The following is a 20,070-nucleotide window of genomic DNA, read 5'->3' as shown; positions in this document are numbered from 1 at the left end:
TTCCTTGCGGATATCGCTTCTGGCGAAATTTTGCAGCTGTGCATTCTTCGCCTCATGCTTCTGTTCAGAGCCTCCGCCGGTTCAGGCAATTCAGTCCTGTCTTCGCGCCAAGTTTCACAGAACCGAAAAATCTCTGCAATCGAACTGTCACATAAGCGGTGCATTGATGGCGCAAGAGATTGCACAGCTGTGCAAAACAACGAACGTCAGACAAGTCCAGATCATAACCGGGCTTGTCGGTAGAGCTGAGGCCTGCGCTCATGAGTGCCATTGCAATCGAAGCGGTTGATAAATCATTCGGCGACACACAGGTCCTGCGCAGCATTTCGCTTTCCATCAAAGCTGGCGAATTCGTCGCCGTGCTCGGTCCTTCAGGTTGCGGCAAGACGACACTGTTGCGCGCCTTGGCGGGCTTTGAACCGATTGACCGGGGTTCGATCCGCATCGGCGATACTTTGCTTTCCGGCGAGGGACAGCACATGCCGCCGGAAGACCGTGGCATCGGCGTCGTTTTTCAAAATTACGCACTCTGGCCACATATGACGGTGGCAGGCAATGTCGGTTACGGCCTCAAGGTCAAAGGTCTGCCAAGACAGGAGCGCGAAAACCGTACCGAACGCGTTCTGGAAACGGTGGGACTGACTGATTTTGCGAACAGGCGACCTACAGCGCTTTCCGGAGGCCAGCGTCAGCGCGTGGCCCTCGCACGTTGCCTGGCGATGGATGCCGGCGTTGTGCTTCTGGATGAACCGCTTGCCAACCTTGATGTGCACCTGCGTGGTGAGATGGAAGCTGAATTTGCGCGGTTCCAGCGCGAATCCGGCGCCACCATGTTTTACATCACTCATGATCAGGCTGAAGCGCTGGCACTGGCAGATCGCATCGCGGTTATGAACAAGGGCGTCATTGCCCAATTCGCCGCCCCCGAAACGCTTTACAGTCAGCCCGCCAACGAAATGGTCGCGACTTTTATTGGCGACGGACAGATCTGCGACATCGAAAACTATCAGCCCGATCACAGCGGCTATGCTTTTGCCGAACTTTTCGGAGTGCCGGTACGTGCCCGCTGCCAGCCGAATGACAGGCCGTGCGCGCATGCCCGTCTCGCCTTTCATCCCGGCGACCTGAAACTGACGGATCAGGGCGGAATTGATGCCGTGATCCGCCGGATGACCTACCGCGGTGATATTTTGAAGGTCGAGCTTGGCGTTGGCCCGCACGATCAGCCCCTCTTCATGAACGTTCCTGCTCCGGCCCGGATAGAAGCCGGGCAGCGCGTAGCCGTCACGCTTGCTGACGGCTGGGTCCTTCCGGACCTGAAACCCGAGCAAGCCCCTGTTTAAACGACGAAAACCCAAGGAAATCTCCATGAAACTCCGCATGCTCGCCCTTGCTGCCGTCAGCGCTCTTGCCGTTTCGGCCGCCCACGCCGAAGAAACCATCACCCTTTACACCAGCCAGGCGCCGGAACAGGCCCAGCAGACGGTTGACGCGTTTGAAGCGGCCAATCCTGACATCAAGGTCAACTGGACCCGCAATGGCACGTCAGCACTGATGAATGTCATGCGCGCTGAAATTCAGGCCGGTCAGATCCAGCCCGACGTTCTGCTGGTCGCCGATCCGATCAACCTCGGCACACTGAAAGCTGACGGCCACCTGATGGCTTATCCCGATGCGCCGGTCGAAGGCTACGACAAGGCAGCCTACGACAAGGACATGACCTTCTTCGGCACCAAGGCAATCACAACCGGCATCGCATACAACACCGAGATTGCAGAACCGGTCGACAGCTGGAACGACCTTCTGGTTGAAGACAATCGCGGTCAGATTGCGGTTCCAAGCCCGCTATATTCCGGCGCAGCACTGAACCACCTGCACGCACTGATCAACGATCCGTCCATCGGCTGGGACTTCTATGAAGGCCTGAACGATCTCGATATCGTGCCGGAAGGCGGCAACGGACCGGCAACCAAGGCTGTTGCCTCTGGCATGGCCAAATACGCCATCATCGTTGATGCCAATGCACTGCGCGCCAAGGCTGATGGTTCGCCGATCGATTACATTGCGCCCAAGGACGGCGTATCCTTCATCGGTGAACCGGTCGCCATCATGAAGACAACAGAACACGAAGAAGCTGCCAAGAAGTTTGTTGACTTCCTCCTGTCGAAGGAAGGCCAGGAGCTGGTGTCTGAACAGGGCAACCTGCCGCTGCTGCCAGGCGTTGCCGCGCCGGAAGGCTATCCTGAACTCTCCTCGATGAAACTCCTCGGCTACGACGTAGACGAGGCTGTGAAGAACAACGAACAGGTTCGCGAACAGTTCGCTGAGATTTTCGGCCTCTAATCACCATGTCTCTTTCGACCGCAATATCCGGGGAGCGTCCGTTTCGGGCGCTCTCCAGCGTTTCCCGCGCTTTGAAGCATGAGCGGACGCTGATGCTTCTTCTGGCGCTTTTCGTCGGCCTGTTATCGATCCTGCCGCTCGCCCGCCTCGTCTATGCTGCGCTTGTCACCAACACAGGTTTCGATCTTGCGCGCATCTCAGATGTGCTCGGCGGACGACGCGTGATGGAAGCAACCATCAACACCATCTGGATTTCGCTGGCGGCAACAGCGCTTGCAACGATTGCCGGAACTCTGGCTGCCCTTTTGGTCGGAGCAAGCGACATGAAAGGCCGGACCGCATGGGTTTTCGGCTTTGTTCTGCCGCTGATGATCCCGCCGCAGGTGATTGCGCTTGCGTGGATTCAGGCCTTTTCTCCCGCAAGTCCGGTCATGAGCTTTTTCGGACTTTCGCTCGAGCCCGGCATGCGTCATCCGCTTTATTCCTCAGGCGGCATTGTGCTTCTGCTGGGCATCTATAACGCTCCGCTCGTATTCCTGTCCGTTCGCGCCAACCTGCGCCGTGTACCCGCCGCTTTGGTGGAAGCCGCCCGCGCTGTTGGTGCTTCGCCTGCTAGGGCAACACTTGGCGTTATTCTGCCCCTCATTCGTGGCGGCATATTTGCCGGTGCGGCGCTGGCCTTTGTCTCTTCCATCGGAAATTTCGGCATTCAGGCCATGCTCGGCATTCCCGCGCGCGTTTCAACGCTGATCACGCTGATCTATCGTCGGCTGAACTCCTACGGCCCGTCAGCGCTCAACGATATGGCGCTTCTGGCTCTGCTTCTGGCCGTGCTGACGATTGGCGGCATGGCAATTGCCGGATGGCTGAGCCGCATGGGCGACCAGCGCGTCGATGGCGCGTCAAAACCGTTTCAGTTTCCGCTGGGCCGCTGGTGCCTTCCGATCACCGGCCTTGCCTGGGGCTATCTTCTATTTGCGCTGGCGTTGCCGCTTTCGGCCCTGGCCGGTTCAGCACTGGTGCGCGGCTATGGTCAACCGCTCAATCTTGAAACACTGACATTCGAGAACTTCTCAAACGCCCTTTTCCATCACGAAGGCATTCGCGAAGCCTTCTTCACCAGCCTGTGGCTTACAGGTCTTGCCGTGGCGGTTCTGGTTCCGGTTTCCGTTGCGCTCGGCTATTTCCTGAGCTGGCGAAAAGGCGCAACGCCACGCATGCTCTATCTCTCATCACAGCTTGCTTATGCCCTGCCCGGCATCATCATCGGCGTCGCGATGATCCTGTTCTTCCTGCGACCGATCCCGCTTCTGGGTACCAGTCTCTATGGCACGGTTTGGGTGATTCTCGCCGCTTATATGTCGAATTTCCTGGCGCTCGCCCTACAGCCCGTTCTGGGTGGTTTTTCCCAGATCGACCGCTCTCTCGATGAAGCAGCGCAGGTGACCGGCGCGGGCATTTTCCGCAGGTTGAAAGATATCATCCTCCCGGTTCTTGCTCCGGCAGCTGCCGCCTCTGCCATTCTGGTGTTCATGACGGCCATTAACGAAATTCAGACGTCAGTTCTTCTGGTCTCCTCCCGCGCGCAAACCATCGGCCCGATGATCATCTTTCTGGAGGAAGCAGGCTCATCGACGCTGGCTGCAGCGGTTGGCTGCCTGATGGTGATTGTGATCCTCTCATTGATGCTGATCAGCCTGACATTCGCGAAGCGGCTGCCGCAGGGAGTTCTGCCTTGGCACGACTGACAGCCCTAAGCGGACTGAATCGCAAGAGCGCCGCCATTTTTCTGGTTGAGATTCATGGCAAACGTATCCTCTTCGATCTTGGCGATGGCCTTGAACCCGGTGAACACCCCGATCTTTCGAATATCGGAAAAATTGACGCCGTGTTTATCAGCCATGCCCATACCGATCACGCCGGTTCCCTCAACCGTCTTGGCGAAGTCGGAAACCCCATAGCCTTCGCGAGTGAAAAAACCTTCGACTTTCTGCCTGAAACACACAAACCCGCGCATATCCGGGTTATTCCGGAGTGCGGGCATTTCGAGTATGAAGGCCTGAGATTTCAAAGCGGCCGCTGCGGCCATGCACCGGGCGGCCTATGGTTCCATCTGGAAACGGAACATGGCGGCTTTATCTATACAGGCGATATCAGCCTGGAATCGCAAGGCATGGTGTTTGATCCTCTGCCTTCGGCCAGAACACTTTTGATTGATGCCTCCTACGGTGATCGTGACCAGTCTCTGAACACCCAGATCAAGGCAATCGCACAACAAGCGGCAAACGGCGCAGTGCTCTGCTGTCCGGCAGCCGGTCGTGGCACGGATATGGCACTGGCCATGGCCGCTCATGGCTATACCGTTCATACAAGTCAGGTTATTGCAGATGAAATTATGGCTGCCACCGGACAGGCTTTTCCTGTGGTCAAGGCTGAAACGGCCCGTCCGGATCAAGTGATCATCGCCACTGAATCCAACGGCGAAGCGGGCCTGTCTGCCGAGCTCCTGGCGCGTGGCGGATTTCGTTTCATCTTTTCAAGTCACGTGCCGCATGGCACACCTGCACATCGCCTGACCGAAAAGGGTGACGCCATATGGCTGCCCTGGAATGTACACCCCCGCAAGCGCGACATTCTGAAGCTGGCTGACGCCTGCGGTGCTGAAAAGGTTATACCTGCTTTCGTCAACGTGGATCATGCGCCGGAGCTCTGCGCGGCACTGGAAAAGCGGCTTAGAAAAACAACTGAGACGGAGATTTAAAGATGACAGAAAAACGCCTCGGTGTTCCCGATCAGGTGCCTTTATCCGAAGCCCGGGAAGACGTGCGCCCGCTTCTTTATCCCGTCGCTGAAAATGTCGGTCCGCACAATAAAACCCTGTTTCTGGGCAACCTTGCAGCAGCTGAAGATGCCGGTTGCCTGCTTCAGGCCGGGATCACTGAAACGCTGAACGTTTCAATCAATATGTTTCCCGGTCCATTGACGCTGGCAGACGGAGTGCATGTCCGCCGCTATCAGATCGGGATGATTGACGGTGCGGGTAACAGTCCGCACTTGATGGCGGCAGCCGTTCACACGGTCGAGGGCCTGATGAGCAGTTATGTTCCAGCCAAGCCACATTACCCCAAGCATAGAAACGGACATGTTCTGGTGCATTGCCGGGGGGGCCGCTCGCGCTCGGTTTCACTGATTGCTCTGTGGCTTGCAGCCTTTTTGCCGCAACAGTTTGAAACCTTTGAAGCCGCGCTCGACCACCTTAGAAATTTGCGTGGGCTGGATGAGAAATATCCACTTCCGCCTATGCTCGCCCTTGCCGAAGAGGTGCGTTTACGCAACCTTTTAGGGAAACGGAACTGAGCACAAGGCACGGCATGGCAGAAAAATTTGTCTCCGCATCGGATGTGGCGCGGGCAGCGGGCGTATCCCGCTCGGCGGTTTCCCGCACTTTCACCGAAGGCGCCAGCGTTGCGCCGAAAACCCGTGAGCGGGTGATGAAAGCCGCAGAGGCACTTGGCTATCGTGTCAATCTTCTTGCGCGCACGCTTCACAAGGAGCGCTCTGACCTAGTCGGCCTTGTCGGCGCAAACCTTTCAAATCCATATATCTCCGCGCAGGTGGATGCATTGACGGCAGCCCTCTACGGCCATGGATTGCAATGCATGATGCTCAACCTTGCCGGTGCGGAAAACGATGTTGAAAACGCGCTTGCCAAGCTTCTGGAGTACCGCGTCCGCACGGTTGTGCTTTTATCAGGCGCGGTGCCAGACATGCTGATGAAACTGGCGGCCGCAAATGGCACGCGGCTGGTGCTGATAAACCGTCCTTTGCCGGATAATGTCGGGCTTGTCGACCAGATCGAAGCCGATTCTGACGCAGGTGGAGCGCTCGCCGCAAAACGGCTGATTGAAGCGGGATGTAAAAATGTTGCAGTGGTTCTCTCCGCGTCCAGAACATCTGCCAAGCTGGCCCGCGCCAGAGCCTTCATTCAGGTCATGGAGGAAAACAGGATACCCGTCACCGAATGGAGCCAGGGCCGCAACACTTACGAAACCGGAATTGAGGCCGCGCGTGGTTTGCTTTCAAGACCCGGCATTGACGGCATCTTCGGTGTCACAGATGAAATCGCCCTTGGGGTCATGAATACGGCCCGCAATGAGCTGGGCCTGAAAGTACCGGATGACGTTTCTGTTATCGGCTTTGACGACGCGCCAATTTCCGACTGGTCATCGCACCGGCTGACCACCATTCGTCAGTCACTTTCCTCACTGACCAGAGCGACACTCGACGCCATAACCGGACCGGCAGACGCACCGCCATCGCATCATTTTATTCCCGTCAGTCTTGTTGAACGGGCATCGGTACGCTGAAACGATCAAAGGGCCGCCGGTCGTAAAACCAACGGCCCTCATTCAGTTTCTCAAAAACCGTGAAGCTCAGCTTGCAGGCCAGACTTCCTGAAGCTTTTCACCGGCCAGAATACGGTCGCGATTGGCCGCCTCTTCCTTGCCGAGTGCATCGGCCTGATCGGCAACGGCTTTAAGGTGTTCCTTCGGGATCACGACGACACCGTCAACGTCCCCGAAAATCACATCGCCGGGACGAACGGTCGCCTTTCCGATCTGAAGCGGAACCTGGCTTTTCTTCGGTTCCTTTTTGCCGGTCACGCCAATCGGACTCGGCATGGTGCCGAACAGCGGATAGCCAAGCGCACGCACCTGTGCCAGATCGCGAACCGTTCCGTTTACGATCGTCGCCGCGCAGCCATGGGTTTTGGCTCCGGTGCTCATCAGTTCGCCGGAGCATGAGCCGGGCGCACAGGAGGCATCGCACACCATGATGCCGCCCTTAGGGGCATTGTCGATAGCGTTGTGATAGACATCCTGCGGCTCGCCCTTGCGATCAGACGGCTCGAACAGAACCGTCACCGCAGGACCGCAGACCACATCACCGTCAGCAAGCGCACCCAGAAGCGAAATGCCCTCAAGACATCCCCAGAGGCCGAGTGCCTCCATACTGTCGTGAATATCGCCCGAATACCATTTTTTCAGGCGCTCGATTGCGTCCCAATCGGTGTCCGAATAATCAAATTCAGCCATTTCAATCCTCTTTTCTGGCCTTTTTCTGGTTGGATTTCTCAATCGCCTGACGCAAATAGTCGGCGCTGTTGTCGATCTGCGCACGCAGAAGCGCTTTCGCACCAGCTTTGTCGCGCGCAATGATCAGGTCGTAGATGCTGGCATGTTCCGAATAAGCCTCATCCAGCGATTTGGTCGGCACCCGGCTGGACACATGGATCACTTCGTTGATGAGACCGGCGAGGTTGTCATAAATCAGCTGAAGAATCTGATTGCCGGTGGCATGCACCAGCGCCAGATGAAATTGCGCATCGGCATTCACGAAGCCCGAGAAATCTTTACTGTCCCGCGCCGCGCGCATCGCATCCAGGGCTGCGGTGACCTCCGGTGTGACGGGCGTTTCGTTGTCGGTGATCAACTCAAGAACTTCCGCCTCGATCATCCGGCGCACCGCCATCAGTTGCAGAAGATAGTCCGGATCCGTCGAAAACCGCTGACGAACGGTAATGGCCAGCGTGTCGAGATAGCCATCCACATCGTCGCGTACGACTTCGGTTCGCTCGCCGTGCCGACGGTGCACCAGCCCCTTGACCTCAAGCTCCTGCACAGCTTCACGCACAGCACGCGTCGAAACGCCAAACTCCTTGGCAATCGCACTTTCAGACGGCAGACGGTCGCCGATCTTCAGCTCGCCCGCCAGAATCCGGTTTTCCAGAATCTTCGAGACTTCAGAATAGAGCCGGCCGCGCCGACGCAAGGGCATTTCTTTGTCGATCCCGATGTCAGAGTTCATAACCAGCATCCTTTCGCCTGTTGACAGTACTTATGTCATGAGTCATAAGTCAAGTGTTAGTTTCTTGCATTTTTCGCGTACGAGACGGAAACGCGCAAGACACACAACGGGAGGTTATAATGAAATCCACACTGAAGACTTTGGTTCACACGTCCGTCGCTGCCGCGGCCCTGCTGGGGCTGGCGAGTGCTGCCCATGCAGAATGGCCGGAGCGTGCCGTCACGATCATCGTTCCGTGGTCGGCTGGCGGCGGCACCGATGCCACTGCACGCGCGGTTGCAGCGGACCTGGAGGAAAAGTTCGGCCAGCCGTTTAACGTCGTCAACCGCACGGGCGGCGGCGGTCTGGTCGGCCACTCGGCAATCGCCAATGCCAAGCCGGACGGCTACACGATCGGCGTAATCACCATCGAAAGCACGATGTATGAAACGCAGGGCCTGCCCGGCGTGACGCCGAAAGACTACGATTATATCGGCCGATACAATGCCGATGCGATCGGTATCAATTTACAGGCTGACGCCGACTTCGGTGATGTTCAGGCGCTCATCGATGACGTGAAAGCAAATCCGGGCACGGTCACCGCTTCGGGAGCCAACCGCGGCGGGCTTTCGCATCTGGCTTGGGCTGGCCTTTTAAACAAGCTCGGCATCGCGCCCGACGCCAGCCCCTGGGTCGCCTCGGATGGGTCTGCTCCGGCTTTGCAGCAGCTGGCCGCTGGTGCAATCGATGTTGTTTCCACCTCGCCCGCCGAGGCCCGTTCTCTGGTTGAAGCCGGAGAGGTGAAGACGCTGGCGCTGATCGCTGATGAGCGCAGCCCGCTCTTCCCCGACATTCCGACGACCACCGAAGCGCTCGACGTCCAGTGGTCGCCAATGCCGTTCCGTGGCCTTGCCGGACCGGATGGTATGCCGGAGGAAACCGTGACCGCGCTGGCAGCGGCCTTGCAGGAAATCTGCGACGATCCCGACTTCCAGACGTTCATGTCATCACGTGGTTTCTCGGTCGCCTATCAGGATTCCGCGACTTTCAAAGACACGGTTTACGCCGATTATGAAGGTCTTGCTGAAACCATGAAGGTTCTGGGACTGGCGAAGTAACGCCACCGGAGTGACATGCAATGAAAATCAGCGACCGGATTACCGGACCCGCTCTGTCACTCTTCGGAGTGGCCGTGATTGTGGGAGCGTCTCAGCTTCCCACAGTCCCGGGCGTGCGTTTCGGTGCGGACCTCATGCCAATGCTGATCGGCATCGGCTTTATCGGACTGGGTATTGCGATCGGTCTCGGCGATTTCATAGCCGGTGGCGGCGAGAAGCTGTTCGACCTTTCTGAATGGCGCGTGCCCTGGCGCAGGAAAGCTGCGGCCTTCTGGACGCTCGCAGGATTGCTGGTCGGCATCCTGCTGTTCCAGTCTGTCGGTTTTCCCCTTTACGCGATGATCTACATGGCGGTGCTGATGCTGCTGATGGGCGCGTCCTGGCCCCTGACCGCAGTTCTCAGCCCTGTCGTCGTCCTCATCCTCTATTTCGGCTTTTCGAAAGGACTGCTGGTGCCTCTGCCCGCCGGCGTTCTGGGAGGAATTCTGCCATGAGCACGGAAACACTGCTTCAGGCGCTTTCAATCGTCATGCAGACCGATGTTCTGCTCGCTATCCTGCTCGGCGCAGTCTATGGCCTGTTTATCGGCGCCCTGCCGGGGCTGACGGCAACGATGTCGACGGCGCTTCTGGTCCCCGTGACCTTCTACATGGCGCCTGTGCCCGCCATCGCGCTGATCGTTTCATCGACAGCCATGGCGATCTCAGCCGGCGACATGCCCGGCACCTTGTTGCGTATTCCCGGCACCCCGGCTTCAGCCGCCTATACAGACGAATCCTACCAGATGACTGTTCACGGAAAGGCCAGCACGGCGCTTTCCATCGGCTTTTTCTTTTCTGCGATGGGCGGCCTTGTCGGTGCCTGTGTCCTGCTTCTGACCGGACCGCTTCTGGCAAAGATTTCTCTTAATTTCTCCAGCTTCGAATTCTTCTGGCTTGCGGTGCTGGGCCTTCTGACCTGTGCACTTGTCTCCGGCAATGATGCCGCCCGCGGCTTCGTCTCGCTGATGATCGGCCTTCTGATCTCAACCGTCGGACTTGATATCACCACCGGCGCGCCACGCTTCGTTTTCGGACAGATGGAGCTGATGGGCGGCGTCTCCTTCATCCCGGTGATGATCGGCATGTTCGCCTTTTCCGAAATTCTGCGTGGCTTCACGACCAACCAGACCGGCGGCAACGAGATGCCGAAGCTTGGAAAGATCAGGCCGTTTCAGGGCATCTTCGGGCTGTTCCGCAAATACCCCTTCTCATTCGTACGCGGTGCCTCACTCGGCACGATCGTCGGTGCGCTGCCGGGCATCGGGGGCGATCTCGCTGCATGGATTGCCTATGGCATGAGCAAGCGCTTTTCCAAGACGCCGGAGAAATACGGAACCGGCCATCCCGAGGGACTGATTGAATCGACATCTTCCAACAATGCCGGTCTTTCCAGCGCATGGATTCCGGCACTGGTTTTCGGCATCCCCGGCGATGCCGTCACCGCAATCGCGGTCGGTGTTCTGTTCATGAAGGGCGTGAATCCCGGCCCCCGGCTGTTCGTTGAAAACCCGTCGATGCCGACGGCGATCATTCTCTGCTTCTTCGCCGCCAACCTGCTTTTATTCCCGCTGGGTTTTGCGGCGATCAAACTTGCCCGTCATGTTCTATCGATCCCGCGGTCCGTGATCGTTCCCATCATTCTGGTCTGCTGCTTCCTCGGTTCCTATGCCGTCAACAACACACTGTTCGGTGTGTGGGTGATGCTGATTTCCGGCATCGTCGGCTATGTGATGGAGCGCAACGGCTTTCCGATTGCCCCGGTCATTCTTGGCCTCGTGCTGGGCCCGGTGCTGGAACGCAACTTCATCATGTCGATGCAGATTTCCGGCGGCAACCTGATGGGCTTCTTTGAACGCCCGATAGCGGCAACGCTTGGTGCTACCGTCTGCCTGATCCTTGTGGCAACGGCGGTTCACGCAATCATCGTTTTCCGACGGGCGGGCGCGGAAACCACAGATACAGCCGACGCCGAGGAGACACCATGAGCTCTCCCATTGCGGCGGCCGTCACCTCCTCAGCTTCACGCCTGACCGGTCGCCGCAACACATCTTCAAATTCAAATTTTCACCTCTTTTGAAAGGACAAAACCATGGACAATATGTTCTCCGTCGAAGGCCGCATTGCCGTTGTTACCGGTGGACTTGGTCAGCTAGGAACCCAGTTTTCCAAATCACTGGCTGAGGCCGGCGCAAAGGTCGCGATCTTTTCGCGTCGTCCGTTTTCAGCCGCACAGGTTGCGGAAAAGTTTCCCGGTCTTGAGGACCGTATCCGGATCTATGAAGCCTCCGTCACCGACAAGGAAGCACTTCAGGCTGCCACCGATGAGTTGATTGCCGACTGGGGTGTCCCGCACATCCTCGTCAACAATGCCGGTATCGATTCCAAGCCGGATGGCGCGGCCGACCAGAATGCCCCATTCGAGGAATATCCGCAGAAATACTGGGATGAGATCATCGATACCAACCTGACCGGCGTGATGCTGACCAGCCAGGTTGTCGGCACCAAGATGGCCGAGAAGGAGCGCGGCTCCATCATCAATGTCGGTTCCATGTATGGTATGGTTTCGCCGAACCAGGCACTTTATGCCTACCGGCTGGAGCGCGACGGCGTGCCTTTCGTCAAGGCCGTGTCTTATGCCGCATCCAAATCCGGACTTTTGAACCTGACGCGTTACCTTGCCACCTACTGGGCGCCAAAGAAGGTTCGCTGCAATATCGTATCCTTCGGCGGTGTGAAAACCGGCTCCTACGACAAGGAATTTATCGATGCCTTTCTCGAACGCGTCCCGCTTGGCCGTCAGGCTGAGGTGGATGAGTATAACGGCGTCATTCGGTTCCTCGCCTCGGATGCGTCCTCTTACATGACCGGGTCCAATGTCGTCGTCGATGGCGGCTTCACATCCTGGTAATCCTCCCGCCTGCCGCCGGCTTCATTGCCGGCGGCTTTTTAAGCATTTCGGAAAGAGTGAATTTTCGATAACGCAATGATCGGGAAAGATAATTCCATTAAACTCGAACCAGATCGGCTATTTCCGATTCGACCTTAACGCGGCGACTGACATCGGTAAAAAGTAGCCTCGACGTTTAAACACAAAGGAATTTTCCCGTGAGCAATCAATATGAAGACCTGCTCGTCAGCGCCTATGAAAATAAGAAGCTGATCGACCAGGACGCATTTTCCGGCATCGCCCAGGACGAAGCTTATGCGGTACAGTCCGCTGTTATGACGCGCCTTGGACAGACGCCCGGAGGCTTCAAAGTTGCAATCAACGGCGAAGGCAAGGCCGTTGCTGCACCGATTTATGCCAGCAAGTTCACGAGCACGGGCGGAAGCCTGGCACTGCCTGCCGAAGGTGTTATGGGCGTTGAGTTCGAGCTCGCTTTTGTTCTCGGCAAAACCATCACGCCGGAAATGGCCGAAGCTGGTGAAGACGCTGTGCTGGAAGCCGTCGACCACTTCGTCTTCGGCATGGAGATCATCGGAACGCGTTTTCGCGATCAGCCGAAATCGACCGTCTGGGCTCAACTTGCCGATAACCTGACAGGCGTCGGTTACGTAGCAGGAAGAGAGAAATATACCGGCAAACTCGATATTGACGGCGAACCTTTGGTCCTGACTGCCAATGGCGCCGAAATCTTCAACAAACCCGCCAGACATCCGTTCGGCGGCGTTTTGAAGCCGGTCATCGCTTATGCCAAGAGCGGTGAAGACAGGATCGGCATGTTGCAGGCAGGCTCGTTCATCACCACCGGATCGCTTTGCGGTGCTGTACCCTTTAATGCGCCTTGCGAAATGGTGGGCACGATCGGCGACAAGTTCAGCGTTTCGGCGTCGCTCACACTGTCATGATCTGAGACAGACCGACAGAAATCTTCTGCCGGTCAGCCGAGATGAACAAGCTGCGTTTCAAGGATTGTCCGGCCGGGCTTTATTGCTTTCTGGCCGGACATCTGTTGCAGAAGGAGATCGAACACGGCGCGCGCCATGGCCTCCTCATCCTGTTGCACCACAAACACCTTGTTCGGCAGAAACTCGAGCAATCCGTCATAGTCGAATGTCCCGATGATGACATCGCGTGGCACAGCGCCCAGCTCGCCTTTCATGCGCTTTAGCGCGCCCTCCAGAACCAGAAGCGATGAACACAGGATCGCGGGCGGCGCTCTTCCGGCCGCAGACATCAACTGGCCCATCATTGCATGCCCGGCTTCTGCGCTGTCTTCCGGTGCACTCAGGAGCTGCACATCCTCATCCGAAAGTCCGGCCTCGACCACGGCCTTGCGGAAACCTTCGATACGATCCTGAATGCTTGGGTTATCCGGATGCCCGCATAAAAAGGCGATCCGTGAAGCACCGGCAGCGATCATTTCGCGGGTCACCAGATGGGCACTGACCTGATGGTTACTCGAAATCACCGGTGCCTGATCTTCAGGATAGGCGCGGTCAATCAGGATAAGCGGCGTATTCCGGCCGCGCTTTCTGGAAGGCTCGGGCGGCCGCGGCGCGCAGGGCGCCAGCACCAGACCGTCAACGCCCCGGGCCAAAAGACTATCGATGGCCCGCTTTTCCGTTTCGGGATCTTCCAGACTGGACGTGGTTACCAGAACCAGTCCCTCGGCCCGGCAGAGCCCCTCGAGATGTGCCGTCACATGTGCGAAAAACGCATTGGCGATATCCGGAACGATAAAGCCGACGGTCTGCGACCGTTTCGTTTTCAGATTACGTGCCGTCTGGTTGATCGTGACCCCGTGTTCATCGACATAGGCCTGAATGATCTTTTGAGCGCGCGCGCTGATACGATACTGGCTGGCGCGTCCGCTGAGCACCATCGTGATGGTCGTGCGCGAATAACCGGTCGCCTCGGCAATCTCGGATATCGTCTTGGCCATGCTGTTCCGGTCATCCTCTTGTGATTGTTCTTGATAGCAGCCCCTCAACGCCCGAAAGCGCAGGGCAGGGGCTGCATTTTCCTTACTTTCACAAACGAAGAGCGTCGGAAAGTTGAAACGGCATGACAGCATGCCGTTTAACAGCCGTTTCAGCCGAGCTTCCGGATTTTGCGATCCGTTTCCTGCAACAGGGCAAAGGCCTCAAACTTCTTGTCGTGAAGTTTGGTGATCTCGCCGGCTGCCGGAGACATGATCTCCCGTATCTTCGACATTTTCTCCGCACCGCTGCGAAGGTCGTCATGGTAGCCACCAGCCACCGCACCGATAATGGCACCGCCGAGAAGAACCGGTTCCGCCGTTTCCGGCAATGCCACCTTCATGCCGGTTGCATCGGAAAGGATGCGGCGCAGAAGCGCGCTCTGGGCCGCGCCACCGGAGACCACCAGCGTTTCCAGCGGCAGGCCCTTTGCCTTCTCCGCCTCGATAATCTGCCGCGTTCCATAGCAAAGGCCGCACAACCCGGCGACATAAAGACGGATGAAGCTGTCTTCTGAAGCATCCAGCGTCAGACCGCTGATGACGGCAGTTGCCTGCGGATCCGCATAGGGCGCGCGATTTCCGAGAAATTCCGGAACGACATGAATATCGCGGGACAGCTTTGCCGCCTCTTCTGCAGACCCGGCCTTTTCGATTGCGCGATGTTCCAGATAGACCGGCAGCGCAATGCCTTCCTTCTCGGCCTTTTCCTTCATGCCGGCATGGGCCGGATGCAGCGTCAGCAAATGGTCAAGCGCAGCGCCATAGGCAGACTGGCCGCCTTCCAGCAGCCAGTAACCCGGAACCATCGCACCGAAATACGGTCCCCAGACGCCATCCACGAAATTCGCATCTTTTGCCAGCGTCATGGCGCAAGCCGATGTGCCCATGATCAGCGCCATCTGCGTTTCCGGCGGCAGATCCTCACCATTCGGGCCGCGGCATGCAAATGTGCCAACGCCGCCGCAGTGGGCATCGATCAGCGATGCGCCAACGGGTGTCCCGGCCAAAAGCCCCAGTTCTTCAGCCGCCGCCGCGCTCAAACCTTCCCCGAGCGGGGTCGCAATATCGGCAACCTCAGACCCAATGCGCGCAAAATTATCGTCAACCAGTTCTTCCAGCCCGATGGCGCGGAAATAGTCCGCGTCCCACCGCTTCTCATGGGCCAGATATGTCCATTTACAGGTGACGGTGCAGACCGAGCGAACTTTCGAGCCGGTCGCGCGCCACGAAAGAAAGTCAGCCAGGTCGAAGAAATGGGCCGCTTTTGCGAAAATGTCCGGCCGGTTTTCCTTCAGCCATAAAAGCTTCGGGGTTTCCATTTCCGGCGAGATACGACCGCCGACATATTTCAGAACATCATGACCACCGGCGTTGATACGATTGGCCTGCTCCATCGCGCGGTGGTCCATCCACACCATGATATTGCGCTCGGGATCTTCAGACGGACCGACGGCCAGCGGCGCCCCTTCTCCATCAAGTACGACCAGCGAACAGGTGGCATCAAAGCCAAGACCTTTGACAGACGCGGGGTCGATGCCCGCCTTTTTGACCGCTGCCTTCGTGGAGTAGCAGATCGCCGCCCAGATATTGTTCGACGACTGCTCGACAATGTCGCCTTCTTCGCGCCAGATCGTCAGGTCCTGCTTGGCAGCGGCAATCAACTTGCCGGTCTCATCGAACACACCGGCGCGCGCACTGCCGGTCCCCACATCAACACCAATGAAGTGATGGCCCATATCATGTCTCCCTGAAGATCATTCTTTTATGCGGCCGCAACGAGGAATGCCGCGATTTCCTGTCGATTGAAGGCTGCCGCGAAAAAGCGGCAACCTGTTTTTGTTCAAGGACCGCGATCAGACCTTGAGCGGGCTGCCGTCAGCGGCCGTTCCGCAAAGGCTGACAGTCATGCCAAGTTCATGCGCCAGAGCGGCCTTGGCGGCCATGGCCATATCAGCGGCTTCGGCGTCATTGGCGTAAACAACCTGGATATGGTTCGACTTATGCCGCGCCATCATCTGATCGCGGGAAACGCCGTAAAGAACACCGTGCATCATCGGCCATGCATAGTCGGTCGACGTCCAGCGGCGTTCGGTTTCTTCTTCCGGCAGCTCGACAGCCTTGCCGCGACCGAGATCCATATGCAGCTTGCCATCCTGAACGAAGATACGCGACCATATGATTTCGCCGGGCTTTGCGATACCGCGCAGCGTACCCCCGCCAGCCGGGAAGAACATCGGTGGCTGGCGCATGGACGATGACTTGTCATAGCCGCCATGATGGGCAGCCGGAGCAGCACCGGAGATTTCAAAGGTCCAGACATACGCATCTGTCGAGCCGGTCGGGTCATAGTCGCCCCAGCGGATGTCGTGCAGCGTTGTCTCTACCGGCTGCTCCAGCGCTGAGTGGATACGGTTGGTCATCAGTGCGTCGAGGCCAGCGCATTCATCCACTTCATTGAAGTGAACAACCGGCTTGCCTTCACGGATGATCTTGCCGTCAATGCCCTTGACCGGCGGACGTTCAGAGTTGTTGAGCAGGCCTTCAACAAGGTCAGATGCTGGCAACAGGTCTTTCAGCCCCTGCTGATACTGAATACCGATAACCTCGCATCCGAACTGTTCGGCAAGGCGCACAGCCGCGATATACATCTTGCACTGCAAAAGAACCTGATCCGGCGTCAGCTCTTCGGCGCCATTTTCACCGAAATGGAAGTTCAGGCCCTTTTCCTTCAGCCAGTCGAAAGCGTCCTGTGCCTCGGCATCTGGCACCTGTGTCGTGGCGTAATAAAGTGCCGACTGCGACAGGCGCTCTTTGAAAATGCCAAGCGGGAACAGAAGCTCATCGGGAATGATGGCATTGTACATGCCCATGCAGCCTTCATCGAAGACGCCCATGATCGTGCGACGGGATTTCAGGTCGCCGGCAATGTCTTTCGCCAGTGCCGCGGCCTTTTCATTTTTGGCGCCGGCGTAAGACGTGACATGCGATGTATCCTGATCGACCTTGCCGGTCTTCATCCACTGTTCAAGGCGTGTCAGGAACCATTCATCCTTGAAATCGATCGTCCAGAGCGACGAGTAGTCAATACCGGCCTTGGTCATCGAACCGTTGAGGTTCAGCAGGCCAACAAGGCCGGGCCATGTCGGCGACCAGTTACCCACCGTCAGGATCGGGCCTTCATGTGCCATCAGGCCGGGCAGAACATGCAGCGAATACTGCCAGACGGCTTCTGCGACAATCAGCGGCGCCTTTTTGTCGATATTGGCGAAGATATCGAGGCCTTCTTTCTGGCTGGCAATAAAACCGTGACCGAGATCGGCCTTGACCGGATGCGCACGCTCAATCGAGCCGCCCAGCTTTTCGATTGCTGCCGTGAGTTCAGCTTCCAGCGCCTGTTGCGCAGGCCAGCATTTGACATTCGCGCTCTCGCGAAGGTCGCCGCTTGCCACCATCAGAATATGAGGTCCCGTCGACATGGTATATGTCCTTTCCGCAGTTGCGCCTCTTGCGCAGAATTATGTTTCAGTTCGGCTCCGGCTTTAAAGCCCGGCTTTTTGAAGGAGCCTGACCGGACTTCAGGCTTCCCGCCAGCAGATCGTCTGCCTGAAGCAATGCCTGGAGATCAAACCCGCCGCAGCTCAGATACAGGCTGCGTTTTTTCTGAGAAAACGAAAGGCACCAGGCGGCTGGCAACAGCCATATATCCGCTTTAAAGAAAGGCACGCGATGACAGCGCAGCGACCCCTCTCCTGTCTCAACACCTTCCCAGAAGCGTTTGCTGTTACGAGTTAGCAAAGGTTTTATACGTTTTCTGAAGCGATGCAGCAAGAGCAATCCGGCCCTCTGGCTGAGAAAATGTCAGACCCTTTGGAAATGACCACATTAGCGGATCCGCAACACCCGCCTTTGCGGCACGTCCCCGTGCTTGAGAATCTGAAAAGGCTCCGGCACAAACCGGAGCCTCCAACTCACAACATGCCTGCAGCTCTCGGTAACCATAGTGAGAGCGCGGGAATGAACGTCAGCGCCATCAGCATCGAGATCAAAATGGCCATGAAGAACCACGTTTCGCGGATCAACTCCGAAAGCGGAATCCCGTTCAACGCCTTGATGATAAACAGCAGGATCCCGTATGGCGGCGTGATCAGCCCGATCATCATGTTGAACACCAGAACAATGCCGAGATGATTGAGGTCGATACCCATAGCCGCGGCCGTTGGAATAAACAGCGGCGTGACCACCAGCATGATCGTGGAAACATCGAGGATACAGCCGAGAAGCAGATAAAGCACATTCAGGAGCAGCAGGAATTGCCAGGTCTGCAGCTCGAAGGCTTCAAATGTCTGGAAGACGGCCTGCGGCACGCGCTCGACCGTGATAACGTAGTTAAAGATGAAGGCGCCGCACAGGACCATGGTCACGACGGCGGTCGTTTTCATGCTGGAAACGACCACATTCCAGAAAGAACGAAGCCCCAGAACCCGATAGGCAAAAACGGCCAGCAGCAACGCATAAAGAGCAGAAACAGCAGCGGCCTCGGTTGGGGTGAAGATGCCGGAATAGATGCCGCCGAGCAAAATGATCGGCATCAGCAATGCCGGAAAAGCTCTGATGAAGATCAGCGGCATAGCCCTGAAAGGAATGGCATCTTCAATCGGAAAACCACGGACCTTTGCCATGATCCCGACCGCCACGGCCATGACGGTACACATCAAAAGCGCTGGCACGACGCCACCCAGAAACAGAACCCCCACGGATGTCGAGGAAATCAGGGCATAGAACACCATCGGGATCGATGGCGGGAAGATCGGCCCGACAACAGCGGAGGCTGCAGTCAGCGCACCGGCAAAGCCGCGCGGATAACGGTTTTCCTTCATCATCATGCCAGTGATGATCTTGCCGACGCCGGCGGCATCGGAAATTGCCGACCCGCTCATGCCCGAGAAGATCAGGCTGGTGAAGATATTCACCTGCGCCAGTCCGCCGGGCAACCGCCCGACAAGCGCCAGTGCGAAATTCAGCAACCGGTCAGAAATCTTGCCTTCATTCATGACATTGGCCGCAAAAATAAACAGTGGCACGGCAAGCGCGACAAAATTGCCGAAGACGCCGTTCAAAACGTTCTCAGCCGCAAGCCCGACATCACGGCCGGATAAAAACAGATAGAAGATACTGGAAACGATCATGGCGATGCCGAAGGGCAGACCGGTGATCGTTATGGTCACCATAATGACCAGCATGACGATAAGCGCATGCTCGGAAAGGAACGTCATCTCATTGCCCCCGGGTCAGATTTCGTCGCGCCATTCCGGCCCGAAAAGCCGCATAAGCCGCCAGATCGCCTGCACGGTGAAGCCGAACAGGAATAGCAGATAGCAGCCATATACCAGGTTCATCGGCAGCCTCAGAACCGAGCTTTTCTTGCGCGTCAGAAAGTCGAGATAATCCCACGTGTACGGAATCAGCATCGCAAATGCGACGATAAGCACCACCATGGAAAACATCGTGAACAGGCGGCGCGTGTGCTCGGAGACGATGTCATAGACAACATCGAACGACACGTGCTCGCGAACGGGCACACAAAAGGCCGCCGCCCAGAAAACCGCCCAGACGAAGGCAATCATGGTGAATTCCTCGGTCCACAGCAGCGGCTGGTTCATCACATAACGATAGAAGATCTGGATGATGAACCCGACAAAGGCAGACAGGAAAAACAGAGCGCCGATCGTATCGGCGACCATTTTGAGAAAAATGCCCCACTTGCGCAGGGCATTACCATTCATTGCGAGCGGCATT

Annotated in this window: 19 protein-coding genes; 11 read left to right on the top strand and 8 right to left on the bottom strand. The window is 57.2% G+C overall.

Annotated elements, in window-relative coordinates; genetic code table 11:
* Positions 1-260 precede the first annotated feature (260 nt).
* From EDC90_RS08590 to EDC90_RS08565, 6 genes are read left to right on the top strand one after another with little or no spacing between them, the layout of a single operon-like run.
* Positions 261-1,343 carry an ABC transporter ATP-binding protein gene (locus tag EDC90_RS08590; protein WP_132310546.1) on the top strand — a complete coding sequence of 361 codons (1,083 nt, stop codon included), beginning with the start codon at positions 261-263 and terminating at the stop codon, positions 1,341-1,343.
* 25 nt (positions 1,344-1,368) lie between these two features.
* On the top strand, positions 1,369-2,343 hold the full coding sequence (locus tag EDC90_RS08585; protein WP_132310544.1) for an ABC transporter substrate-binding protein: 975 nt from the start codon (positions 1,369-1,371) through the stop codon (positions 2,341-2,343).
* A 5-nt stretch (positions 2,344-2,348) separates the two neighbouring features.
* The gene (locus tag EDC90_RS08580; protein ID WP_165972789.1) at positions 2,349-4,091 is read left to right on the top strand and encodes an ABC transporter permease; all 1,743 of its coding nucleotides are present in this window, start codon (positions 2,349-2,351) and stop codon (positions 4,089-4,091) included.
* A complete protein-coding gene (locus EDC90_RS08575) occupies positions 4,079-5,104 on the top strand; it encodes an MBL fold metallo-hydrolase (protein ID WP_132310542.1) in 1,026 nt (341 codons plus the stop codon). The genes EDC90_RS08580 and EDC90_RS08575 overlap by 13 nt, the downstream gene beginning before the upstream one ends.
* Before the next feature lie 2 nt (positions 5,105-5,106).
* On the top strand, positions 5,107-5,700 hold the full coding sequence (locus EDC90_RS08570) for a dual specificity protein phosphatase family protein (protein WP_132310540.1): 594 nt from the start codon (positions 5,107-5,109) through the stop codon (positions 5,698-5,700).
* A 14-nt stretch (positions 5,701-5,714) separates the two neighbouring features.
* A complete protein-coding gene (locus EDC90_RS08565; RefSeq protein ID WP_132310538.1) occupies positions 5,715-6,710 on the top strand; it encodes a LacI family DNA-binding transcriptional regulator in 996 nt (331 codons plus the stop codon).
* A 66-nt stretch (positions 6,711-6,776) separates the two neighbouring features.
* On the opposite strand, the gene EDC90_RS08560 is transcribed toward EDC90_RS08565, so the two are convergent.
* On the bottom strand, positions 6,777-7,439 hold the full coding sequence (locus EDC90_RS08560) for an RraA family protein (protein ID WP_132310536.1): 663 nt from the start codon (positions 7,437-7,439) through the stop codon (positions 6,777-6,779).
* Position 7,440: 1 nt separating this feature from the next.
* Positions 7,441-8,211: a FadR/GntR family transcriptional regulator gene (locus tag EDC90_RS08555; RefSeq protein ID WP_165972788.1), complete on the bottom strand. Its 771-nt coding sequence runs from the start codon at positions 8,209-8,211 to the stop codon at positions 7,441-7,443.
* A 119-nt stretch (positions 8,212-8,330) separates the two neighbouring features.
* Between EDC90_RS08555 and EDC90_RS08550 the strand changes: the two genes are divergently transcribed.
* From EDC90_RS08550 to EDC90_RS08530, 5 genes are all read left to right on the top strand, one after another.
* A complete protein-coding gene (locus tag EDC90_RS08550) occupies positions 8,331-9,308 on the top strand; it encodes a tripartite tricarboxylate transporter substrate binding protein (protein ID WP_132310532.1) in 978 nt (325 codons plus the stop codon).
* A 20-nt stretch (positions 9,309-9,328) separates the two neighbouring features.
* On the top strand, positions 9,329-9,802 hold the full coding sequence (locus tag EDC90_RS08545) for a tripartite tricarboxylate transporter TctB family protein (RefSeq protein WP_132310530.1): 474 nt from the start codon (positions 9,329-9,331) through the stop codon (positions 9,800-9,802).
* Positions 9,799-11,334, top strand: coding sequence for a tripartite tricarboxylate transporter permease (locus tag EDC90_RS08540; RefSeq protein ID WP_132310528.1), 1,536 nt, complete (start codon positions 9,799-9,801; stop codon positions 11,332-11,334). Before EDC90_RS08545 ends, EDC90_RS08540 begins: the two co-directional genes overlap by 4 nt.
* A gap of 104 nt (positions 11,335-11,438) precedes the next feature.
* A complete protein-coding gene (locus EDC90_RS08535; protein ID WP_132310526.1) occupies positions 11,439-12,257 on the top strand; it encodes an SDR family oxidoreductase in 819 nt (272 codons plus the stop codon).
* Positions 12,258-12,454: 197 nt separating this feature from the next.
* Positions 12,455-13,198, top strand: a complete 744-nt coding sequence (locus EDC90_RS08530; protein ID WP_132310524.1) for a hypothetical protein — start codon at positions 12,455-12,457, stop codon at positions 13,196-13,198.
* A gap of 32 nt (positions 13,199-13,230) precedes the next feature.
* Here EDC90_RS08530 and EDC90_RS08525 read toward each other — a convergent pair whose 3' ends face one another.
* The 6 genes from EDC90_RS08525 to EDC90_RS08500 all read right to left on the bottom strand — a co-directional run bounded on the left by EDC90_RS08525 (position 13,231) and on the right by EDC90_RS08500 (position 20,069).
* On the bottom strand, positions 13,231-14,235 hold the full coding sequence (locus EDC90_RS08525) for a LacI family DNA-binding transcriptional regulator (RefSeq protein ID WP_165972787.1): 1,005 nt from the start codon (positions 14,233-14,235) through the stop codon (positions 13,231-13,233).
* Positions 14,236-14,384: 149 nt separating this feature from the next.
* Positions 14,385-16,010, bottom strand: a complete 1,626-nt coding sequence (locus EDC90_RS08520; protein WP_132310520.1) for an FGGY-family carbohydrate kinase — start codon at positions 16,008-16,010, stop codon at positions 14,385-14,387.
* A 117-nt stretch (positions 16,011-16,127) separates the two neighbouring features.
* Positions 16,128-17,750 (bottom strand): fucose isomerase, encoded by a 1,623-nt coding sequence (locus tag EDC90_RS08515; protein ID WP_132310518.1) that lies wholly within the window; start codon positions 17,748-17,750, stop codon positions 16,128-16,130.
* Between the two features lie 46 nt (positions 17,751-17,796).
* The gene (locus tag EDC90_RS08510; RefSeq protein WP_132310516.1) at positions 17,797-18,102 is read right to left on the bottom strand and encodes a hypothetical protein; all 306 of its coding nucleotides are present in this window, start codon (positions 18,100-18,102) and stop codon (positions 17,797-17,799) included.
* A gap of 140 nt (positions 18,103-18,242) precedes the next feature.
* Positions 18,243-19,547, bottom strand: coding sequence for a TRAP transporter large permease (locus tag EDC90_RS08505; protein WP_132310514.1), 1,305 nt, complete (start codon positions 19,545-19,547; stop codon positions 18,243-18,245).
* Between the two features lie 15 nt (positions 19,548-19,562).
* The gene (locus EDC90_RS08500) at positions 19,563-20,069 is read right to left on the bottom strand and encodes a TRAP transporter small permease (protein ID WP_132310512.1); all 507 of its coding nucleotides are present in this window, start codon (positions 20,067-20,069) and stop codon (positions 19,563-19,565) included.
* Position 20,070 lies beyond the last annotated feature (1 nt).

Source organism: Martelella mediterranea (genome assembly GCF_004342225.1).
GTDB classification, from domain to species: domain Bacteria; phylum Pseudomonadota; class Alphaproteobacteria; order Rhizobiales; family Rhizobiaceae; genus Martelella; species Martelella mediterranea_B.
This window is presented reverse-complemented; position numbering and strand designations above follow the sequence as displayed.

Bases quoted from the DNA above. Each gene is read 5' to 3' on its own strand.
- EDC90_RS08590 (WP_132310546.1), top strand. From the start codon at position 261: ATGAGTGCCATTGCAATCGAAGCGGTTGATAAATCATTCGGCGACACA.
- EDC90_RS08585 (WP_132310544.1), top strand. From the start codon at position 1,369: ATGAAACTCCGCATGCTCGCCCTTGCTGCCGTCAGCGCTCTTGCCGTT.
- EDC90_RS08580 (WP_165972789.1), top strand. From the start codon at position 2,349: ATGTCTCTTTCGACCGCAATATCCGGGGAGCGTCCGTTTCGGGCGCTC.
- EDC90_RS08570 (WP_132310540.1), top strand. From the start codon at position 5,107: ATGACAGAAAAACGCCTCGGTGTTCCCGATCAGGTGCCTTTATCCGAA.
- EDC90_RS08565 (WP_132310538.1), top strand. From the start codon at position 5,715: ATGGCAGAAAAATTTGTCTCCGCATCGGATGTGGCGCGGGCAGCGGGC.
- EDC90_RS08560 (WP_132310536.1), bottom strand. From the start codon at position 7,439: ATGGCTGAATTTGATTATTCGGACACCGATTGGGACGCAATCGAGCGC.
- EDC90_RS08555 (WP_165972788.1), bottom strand. From the start codon at position 8,211: ATGAACTCTGACATCGGGATCGACAAAGAAATGCCCTTGCGTCGGCGC.
- EDC90_RS08550 (WP_132310532.1), top strand. From the start codon at position 8,331: ATGAAATCCACACTGAAGACTTTGGTTCACACGTCCGTCGCTGCCGCG.
- EDC90_RS08545 (WP_132310530.1), top strand. From the start codon at position 9,329: ATGAAAATCAGCGACCGGATTACCGGACCCGCTCTGTCACTCTTCGGA.
- EDC90_RS08540 (WP_132310528.1), top strand. From the start codon at position 9,799: ATGAGCACGGAAACACTGCTTCAGGCGCTTTCAATCGTCATGCAGACC.
- EDC90_RS08535 (WP_132310526.1), top strand. From the start codon at position 11,439: ATGGACAATATGTTCTCCGTCGAAGGCCGCATTGCCGTTGTTACCGGT.
- EDC90_RS08525 (WP_165972787.1), bottom strand. From the start codon at position 14,235: ATGGCCAAGACGATATCCGAGATTGCCGAGGCGACCGGTTATTCGCGC.
- EDC90_RS08520 (WP_132310520.1), bottom strand. From the start codon at position 16,010: ATGGGCCATCACTTCATTGGTGTTGATGTGGGGACCGGCAGTGCGCGC.
- EDC90_RS08515 (WP_132310518.1), bottom strand. From the start codon at position 17,750: ATGTCGACGGGACCTCATATTCTGATGGTGGCAAGCGGCGACCTTCGC.
- EDC90_RS08505 (WP_132310514.1), bottom strand. From the start codon at position 19,547: ATGACGTTCCTTTCCGAGCATGCGCTTATCGTCATGCTGGTCATTATG.
- EDC90_RS08500 (WP_132310512.1), bottom strand. From the start codon at position 20,069: ATGCCGCTCGCAATGAATGGTAATGCCCTGCGCAAGTGGGGCATTTTT.